Origin of the sequence: Pseudomonas sp. HMWF006 (assembly GCF_003061205.1) — a bacterium.
In the GTDB taxonomy this organism is placed as follows: Bacteria; Pseudomonadota; Gammaproteobacteria; order Pseudomonadales; family Pseudomonadaceae; genus Aquipseudomonas; species Aquipseudomonas monsensis.
The window spans coordinates 6,305-13,811 of sequence record NZ_QAIU01000654.1 but is presented as its reverse complement, the minus strand read 5'-3'; the positions used below and the strand labels follow the sequence as shown (position 1 = coordinate 13,811).

Sequence of the window (7,507 nt, the reverse complement as noted above, 5' to 3'; positions counted from 1 at the left end):
GCCCGGTATCGGCCTGCAAGGCATCTTCGGTGCGACGATCGCCGCCGGTTTCTTCGGCATGCTCATTGCGCCTTTCATGTCCAAGGTCGTGCGCTTCTTCCCGCCGCTGGTGACCGGCACGGTCATCACCTCGATCGGTTTGTCGCTGTTCCCCGTGGCCGTGAACTGGGCCGGTGGCGGGGCCGCTGCGGCGCAATTCGGTTCACCGATTTACCTGGCCATCGCCGCACTGGTGCTGGCGACCATTCTGCTGATCCACCGTTTCATGCGCGGTTTCTGGGTCAACATTTCCGTGCTGATCGGCATGTGCATCGGCTACGTGCTGTGCGGCGCGCTCGGCATGGTCGATCTGAGCGGCATGGCCAACGCGCCATGGATTCAGTTCGTCACCCCGCTGCATTTCGGCATGCCGAAATTCGAACTCGCGCCGATCCTGTCGATGTGCCTGGTGGTGGTGATCATCTTCGTCGAGTCCACCGGGATGTTTCTGGCGCTGGGCAAGATCACCGGCCAGGAAGTCTGCCCACGGATGCTGCGTCGCGGCCTGCTGTGCGATGCCGGCGCCTCGTTCGTCGCCGGTTTCTTCAACACCTTCACCCACTCCTCGTTCGCGCAGAACATCGGCCTGGTGCAGATGACCGGCGTGCGCTGCCGCTCGGTAACCATCGTTGCCGGCGGCCTGCTGATCGTGTTGAGCCTGCTGCCGAAAGCCGCGTTCCTCGTCGCGTCGATTCCACCGGCGGTGTTGGGCGGCGCAGCGATTGCGATGTTCGGCATGGTTGCCGCAACCGGCATCAAGATCCTCCAGGAAGCCGACATCGGCGACCGTCGCAACCAACTGCTGGTGGCGGTGAGCATCGGCATGGGCCTGATCCCGGTGGTGCGTCCGGAGTTCTTCGCCCACCTGCCAATGTGGATGAGCCCGATCACCCACAGCGGGATCGCCATGGCCACGCTCAGCGCGCTGACGCTGAACCTGCTGTTCAACATCCTTGGCGGCAAAGAGCGCGCGGCGATCAACGACTGCCACGCGCACCAGCACTAACGAAATAACCCTGTGGGAGCGAGCTTGCGCGCGAAAGCGGTGCGTCATTCAACAGTGATGGCGACTGACACGCCCTCTTCGCGAGCGAGCTCGCTCCCACAGGGGGCAAGCAACCGCTCTGCGCCTCAAACAATAAAAACAAGAGGGAGCACCAGATGATTCGCACGCAAACCAACGTTCTGTTGAGTGGCGGCCTGCTGGCCGCGAGTCAGGCCATGGCCGGCGATTTACTGCTGTGGCAGACCAACAGCCTGAGCTATCTGTATGGCAAGAACTTCGCGATCAACCCGTCGATCCAGCAGACGGTGACGTTCGAACATGCTGACAAGTGGAAGTACGGCGACAACTTCCTGTTCGTCGACAAAATTTTCTACAACGGCCAGGAAGACCGCAACAAAGGCCCGCATACCTTCTACGGCGAATTCACCCCGCGTTTCTCGTTCGGCAAGATCTTCGACCGCAAGCTCGAATTCGGCCCGATCAAGGACGTGCTGCTGGCGATGACCTACGAGTACGGCGAAGGCGAGAGCGAGGCCTACCTGATCGGCCCCGGTTTCGACCTCAAGGTGCCGGGCTTCAACTACGTGACCCTGAATATCTTCCGCCGCCAGACCGAAGGCCCGCGCCCCGGCGACGGCATCTGGCAGATCACCCCCGGCTGGTCCTACAGCTTTCCCCTGGGCAATTCCGATGTGCTGATCGACGGCTATCTGGACTGGGTGGTCGACAACGATGAGAACTCGCGCGGCACCTACCACGCCAACCTGCACATCAATCCGCAGATCAAGTACGACCTGGGCAAGGCCTTGGGCTGGAGTCAGAAGCAGCTGTATGTCGGTACCGAATACAGCTATTGGAAGAATAAATACGGCATTGAAAGCAGCCACAACTTCGACACCAACCAGAACACCGCCAGCCTGCTGGTGAAGGTGCACTTTTAAGATGGCCCGCAACCGTGCCCCATACCTGTCGTCGGTGCTCTGTTGCGGGGCACTTGAGAGCTGGCCGAGGAGTCAGTATTCTCCGCGGCCTCTTGAATTCGGTCTAAAAAAAAGCCCGGATTTAATTCCTGACCAGCGGGCCAACTTATCCCGGCCCCGGTCAGTACCGAGGCATCCCGAAAACACGCTCAATCGACTGTTTTTCAGCAGCCGATCGGGCGTTTTTTTGCTTTTCGAACGCCTTGGCTCAGCTCTTGCTAACAGCATCAAAGCTGACCGGTCGGATGACTTTTACAGCAATGAAAAAAGGTGCCACACCAGAGCGCCGATCTTAAAAAAAATAAACGTAGAACCTACTTTGGGAGCAACCGAATGAAACGTATGTGCACCAGCCTGATGCTCGCGGGATCGATGTTGGCCGGCGGCCAGGCCATGGCCGACGGCCTGCTGCAATGGCAGAACAACAGCCTGACCTACCTCTACGGCAAAGACTTCAAGGTCAACCCGGCGATCCAGCAGACCGTTACCTTCGAGCACGCCGATGGCTGGAAGTATGGGGACAACTTCCTGTTCGTCGACAAGATCTTCTACAACGGCAAGCCGGACGGCGGCGTCGGCAACAACACGTACTACGGCGAGTTCAGCCCGCGCCTGTCGCTCGGCAAGATCCTCGACCAGAAGATCGAGTTCGGCCCGATCAAGGACGTGTTGCTGGCGATGACCTATGAGTTCGGTGAGGGCGATGTCGAGTCTTACCTGATCGGCCCAGGCTTCGACCTGGCGATCCCGGGTTTCGACTACTTCCAGTTGAACTTCTACCAGCGTCACACCGAAGGTTCGCGCCCGGGTGACAACGTCTGGCAGATTACGCCGGTGTGGTCCTACACCATCCCGGTCGGCGACTCGAACATTCTGATCGATGGTTTCATGGACTGGGTGGTCGACAACGACGTCAACAGCAAGGGCGAATACCACGCCAACCTGCACTTCAACCCACAGATCAAATACGACCTGGGCAAGGCGCTGAATTTCGGCGAGAAGCAGCTCTACGTCGGTGTTGAATACGACTACTGGAAAGACAAGTACGGGATCGACGACACCCGTGCATTCACCACCAATCAGAACGTGACCAGCTTCCTGGTGAAGTTCCACTTCTGATCCAGCGGCGTCCGCAAGGACGCCTTCGCGAGCAAGCTCGCTCCCACAGGGATTTTGTGAACGACACATTTCCTGTGGGAGCGAGCTTGCTCGCGAATGGCTTCAGCACAGGTTTCAGGCCGGAACCACCGCCTCGGTGATCCCCAGAAACCGGCACAGCTCCTCGCGCTTGGCCAGCGCATCGCGCCGTCCCAAGTCAATCAGCTCGCTGCAATACCCCGCCTCGAACAGCAGATAACTCAACACCCCTGCCCCACTGGTCTTGGTCGCCCCCGGTCCGCGCAAGAACAGGCGCAACGCCGCCGGCAATTCCTGACGATGCCGCGCCGCGATCTCATCAATCGGCTGACTCGGCGAAATCACCAGCACCTCCACCGGCGCCACGCCCAGCGTACGGGTCGGCGTGCCTTCGGGCATCAAATGGCTGAACTGGTTGAGACGCTGCAGCAGTTCGATATCGCTCTCCAGACTGTCAATAAACGTGCTGTTGAGCATGTGCCCGCCGATCTGTGCCAGCGTCGGCTGTTGCCCGGTGTAGGCGCGCTCCAGCGGCTGCTGCGGATCGAAACCGCGCGGGTTGCCACTGACGCCCACCACCAGCACCCGGCTCGCGCCCAGATGCAGTGCCGGGCTGATCGGCGCGGACTGGCGCACCGCGCCATCACCAAAATATTCATCGCCGAGTTTGACCGGCGCGAACAACAGCGGAATCGCCGAACTGGCAAGCAGATGCTCCACCGTCAGTTGGGTCGGCACGCCAATACGCCGATGCCGCAGCCAGGCGTCGATCTTGCCGCCGCCCTGATAGAACGTCACGGCTTGCCCCGACTCGTAGCCGAACGCCGTCACCGCCACCGCATGCAATTGCTTGCGCGCGATGGATTCGGCGATGCCGGGCATGTGCAGTTTTTCTTCGAGTAAATCGCGCAATGGCGAACTGTTGAGCAACGCCACCGGCAATTGTCGACCGAGGCCGAGCAGGCTGTGGCTGACAAAACGACTGGCCTGATGAATGACGCCGGGCCAGTCACTACGCAGCACACGATGACTGCGAAAGCCTTGCCAGAACAAAGTGAGGCGTTCGATGGCGGCGCGAAAGTCAGTGGCACCGCTGGCCAGACTGACGGCATTGATCGCCCCGGCCGAGGTGCCGACGATCACCGGAAACGGATTGTCCGCGCCCGACGGCAGCAACTCGGCAATCGCTGCCAGCACGCCCACCTGATACGCCGCCCGAGCCCCGCCGCCGGAAAGAATCAAACCTGTAACCGGTTCAGCTGGGCTCATCGCAACACTCCGGGGTGCTTGAAGGGATGGGGGCAATCAACCGCGTTTGGCGTACAGCTTCGGCTCGCCGGGCGGGCGGCTCTTGAAGCGGCGATGTGCCCACAGGTATTGCTCGGGACAGGCTCGCAGGGCACTTTCCACCCACTGGTTGATGCGGATGCAATCGGCTTCTTCGGTCTCGCCGGGGAAGTCTTCCAGCGGCGGATGAATCACCAAGCGGTAACCGCTGCCATCGGCCAGACGTTCCTGAGTGAACGGCACGACCAGCGCCTTGCCCAGACGGGCAAATTTCGTCGTCGCAGTAACGGTCGCCGCCTGAATGCCGAACAGCGGCACGAAGATACTTTGCTTGGCGCCGTAGTCCTGATCCGGTGCGTACCAGATTGCCCGTCCCGAGCGCAGCAGCTTGAGCATGCCACGCACATCGTCGCGCTCCACGGCCAGCGAATCGAGATTGTGCCGCTCGCGACCCCGACGCTGAACGAAGTCGAACAATGGATTCTTGTGTTCGCGGTACATGCCGTCGATGGTGTGTTGCTGGCCGAGCAGCGCCGCGCCGATCTCCAGCGTGGTGAAGTGCGCCGCCATCAGGATCACGCCTTTGCCTTCGCGCTGGGCCTTCTGCAGATGCTCCAGACCCTCGACGTGGGCCAGCCTGGCCAGACGCTCGCGCGACCACCACCAGCTCATCGCCATTTCAAAAAAAGCGATGCCGGTGGATGCGAAGTTTTCCTTGAGCAGGCGTTTGCGCTCGGCGGCGGATTTTTCCGGGAAGCACAGCTCAAGATTGCGCTTGGCGATGCGCCGCCGGTCGCCGGCCACGCGATACATCAAGGCGCCCAAAACTCGACCGATGGTCAGCAACACCGGATAAGGCAGCTGCACGATCAGCCACAAAAGCCCCAGACCGCACCAGAGCGGCCAGAAGCGTGGAGAAAGAAATGTTTTTCGAAAACGCGGGCGATCCATTAAAGCTTCCGTAAATACAGTGGCCGCGCATTCTACATCGTTCGACCCGGCTTGCGGCCTGCGGGCGTTCTCGTTATAAGTCTCGGCACTTTTAGTGACAAGCCGTTGTATGCCGACATGAGCCAAACCGAACCGTTAGACCAAGATCCCGTATTCCAGCTCAAGGGCAGCATGCTGGCCATTACTGTGCTGGAACTGGCCCGTAACGACCTCGAAAGCCTCGATCGGCAATTGGCCGCCAAAGTCGCCCAGGCGCCGAATTTCTTCAGCAACGCGCCGCTGGTTCTGGCGCTGGACAAACTGCCGCCGAGCGAAGGCGCGGTCGATCTGCCGGGGCTGATGCGCGTTTGCCGTCAGCACGGCCTGCGCACCCTGGCGATCCGCGCCAGCCGTATCGAAGACATTGCCGCGGCCATCGCCATCGACATCCCCGTACTGCCGCCGTCCGGTGCCCGTGAACGGCCGCTGGAAACCCCGGAAGCGGAAGTCAAAAAGAAGCCGGAAAAACCGCCAGAGCCGACGATCAAACCGACCCGCGTCATCACCACGCCAGTACGTGGTGGCCAACAGATATACGCCCAGGGTGGCGATCTGGTGGTGGTGTCGTCGGTCAGTCCGGGGGCGGAACTTCTCGCCGATGGCAACATCCATGTATACGGCCCGATGCGTGGCCGTGCGCTGGCCGGCGTCAAGGGCGATACCAAGGCACGGATTTTCTGTCAGCAATTGAGCGCTGAACTGATCTCCATCGCAGGCCATTACAAGGTTTCCGAGGATTTGCGTCGTGATCCGATGTGGGGCTCGGGCGTACAGGTCAGCCTGTCGGGCGACGTGTTGAACATCATTCGGCTTTAACGGATACTGCCGCATTTTCCAAGCATCTCTAAAACGTAGCGAAAACGGCTCAAACGAAGTAGGAAAAAGGCCAAAAGCCGAATTCCAGCCAAGGCTGTCCGACTGCAGTAGTTTTCAAGAGATGTTTTTCAGGGGCTAAAAAGTCCTTCTTCCTTAGGGGTGAAACACCTTGGCCAAGATTCTCGTGGTTACATCCGGCAAGGGTGGTGTGGGTAAGACCACCACCAGCGCCGCTATCGGTACCGGCCTCGCTCTGCGCGGCCACAAAACAGTGATCGTCGACTTCGACGTGGGCCTGCGTAACCTTGACCTGATCATGGGTTGCGAACGCCGCGTGGTGTATGACTTCGTCAACGTGGTCAACGGCGAAGCCAACCTGCAACAGGCGCTGATCAAAGACAAGCGTCTGGAAAATCTTTACGTGCTGGCAGCCAGCCAGACCCGCGACAAAGACGCGCTGACCGTCGAAGGCGTGGAAAAAGTCCTGATGGAGCTCAAGGAGCAATTCGAGTTCGTCGTCTGCGACTCCCCGGCGGGCATCGAGAAAGGCGCACACCTGGCCATGTACTTCGCTGACGAAGCGATCGTCGTGACCAACCCGGAAGTGTCCTCGGTACGTGACTCGGACCGCATGCTCGGCCTGCTGGCGAGCAAATCGCGCCGCGCCGAACGTGGCGAAGACCCGATCAAGGAACACCTGCTGATCACCCGCTACCACCCGGAGCGTGTTGAAAAAGGCGAGATGCTGGGCGTTGAAGACGTCAAGGAAATCCTCTCGGTAACCCTGCTCGGCGTGATCCCGGAGTCCCAAGCGGTGCTCAAGGCATCCAACCAGGGCGTACCGGTGATCCTCGACGACCAGAGCGATGCTGGCCAGGCTTATAGCGATACCGTCGACCGCCTGCTGGGCAAAGACAAAGCACACCGGTTCCTCGATGTCGAGAAGAAGGGATTCTTCGAGCGCCTGTTTGGAGGTAGGTAATGAACCTTTTTGACTTCTTTCGTGCCAACAAAAAGCCAAGTACCGCCTCGGTAGCGAAAGAGCGTCTACAGATCATCGTGGCGCATGAGCGCGGCCAGCGCAGCACGCCGGATTACCTGCCAGCCTTGCAGAAGGAACTGGTCGACGTGATCCGCAAGTACGTCAACATCGGCAACGATGACGTGCATGTTGCACTGGAAAGCCAGGGCAGTTGCTCGATTCTGGAACTCAACATCACCCTGCCTGATCGCTGAGTCGATCCGGCAGGAA

The 7,507-nt window shown here is 60.0% G+C and carries 8 protein-coding genes; 6 read left to right on the top strand and 2 right to left on the bottom strand.

Annotated elements, in window-relative coordinates; all coding sequences use genetic code 11:
• The 3 genes from DBR24_RS30315 to DBR24_RS30305 form a co-directional block, all read left to right on the top strand.
• On the top strand, positions 1-1,045 hold a 1,045-nt coding region (locus tag DBR24_RS30315; protein WP_256592012.1), incomplete at its 5' end, for a nucleobase:cation symporter-2 family protein.
• Positions 1,046-1,200: 155 nt separating this feature from the next.
• Entirely contained in the window at positions 1,201-1,986 is a 786-nt protein-coding gene (locus DBR24_RS30310) for an outer membrane protein OmpK (RefSeq protein ID WP_128616519.1), read from the top strand.
• A 372-nt stretch (positions 1,987-2,358) separates the two neighbouring features.
• Positions 2,359-3,144: an outer membrane protein OmpK gene (locus DBR24_RS30305; protein WP_123467415.1), complete on the top strand. Its 786-nt coding sequence runs from the start codon at positions 2,359-2,361 to the stop codon at positions 3,142-3,144.
• A 114-nt stretch (positions 3,145-3,258) separates the two neighbouring features.
• Here the strand turns inward: DBR24_RS30305 and DBR24_RS30300 are convergent, their stop codons facing one another.
• Complete coding sequence (locus tag DBR24_RS30300; RefSeq protein WP_123467417.1) at positions 3,259-4,431, bottom strand: patatin-like phospholipase family protein; 1,173 nt, start codon at positions 4,429-4,431, stop codon at positions 3,259-3,261.
• A gap of 36 nt (positions 4,432-4,467) precedes the next feature.
• Positions 4,468-5,400, bottom strand: coding sequence for a lipid A biosynthesis lauroyl acyltransferase (locus DBR24_RS30295; protein WP_128616518.1), 933 nt, complete (start codon positions 5,398-5,400; stop codon positions 4,468-4,470).
• Between the two features lie 117 nt (positions 5,401-5,517).
• Between DBR24_RS30295 and minC the strand changes: the two genes are divergently transcribed.
• The 3 genes from minC to minE all read left to right on the top strand — a co-directional run bounded on the left by minC (position 5,518) and on the right by minE (position 7,491).
• On the top strand, positions 5,518-6,255 hold the full coding sequence (minC, locus tag DBR24_RS30290) for a septum site-determining protein MinC (RefSeq protein ID WP_038367080.1): 738 nt from the start codon (positions 5,518-5,520) through the stop codon (positions 6,253-6,255).
• A gap of 169 nt (positions 6,256-6,424) precedes the next feature.
• On the top strand, positions 6,425-7,237 hold the full coding sequence (gene minD, locus DBR24_RS30285) for a septum site-determining protein MinD (RefSeq protein ID WP_096822931.1): 813 nt from the start codon (positions 6,425-6,427) through the stop codon (positions 7,235-7,237).
• Positions 7,237-7,491, top strand: a complete 255-nt coding sequence (minE, locus tag DBR24_RS30280; protein WP_003223146.1) for a cell division topological specificity factor MinE — start codon at positions 7,237-7,239, stop codon at positions 7,489-7,491. Before minD ends, minE begins: the two co-directional genes overlap by 1 nt.
• Positions 7,492-7,507 lie beyond the last annotated feature (16 nt).

Coding starts and splice junctions, on each gene's coding strand:
- DBR24_RS30310 (WP_128616519.1), top strand. CDS start 1,201: ATGATTCGCACGCAAACCAACGTTCTGTTGAGTGGCGGCCTGCTGGCC.
- DBR24_RS30305 (WP_123467415.1), top strand. CDS start 2,359: ATGAAACGTATGTGCACCAGCCTGATGCTCGCGGGATCGATGTTGGCC.
- DBR24_RS30300 (WP_123467417.1), bottom strand. CDS start 4,431: ATGAGCCCAGCTGAACCGGTTACAGGTTTGATTCTTTCCGGCGGCGGG.
- DBR24_RS30295 (WP_128616518.1), bottom strand. CDS start 5,400: ATGGATCGCCCGCGTTTTCGAAAAACATTTCTTTCTCCACGCTTCTGG.
- minC (WP_038367080.1), top strand. CDS start 5,518: ATGAGCCAAACCGAACCGTTAGACCAAGATCCCGTATTCCAGCTCAAG.
- minE (WP_003223146.1), top strand. CDS start 7,237: ATGAACCTTTTTGACTTCTTTCGTGCCAACAAAAAGCCAAGTACCGCC.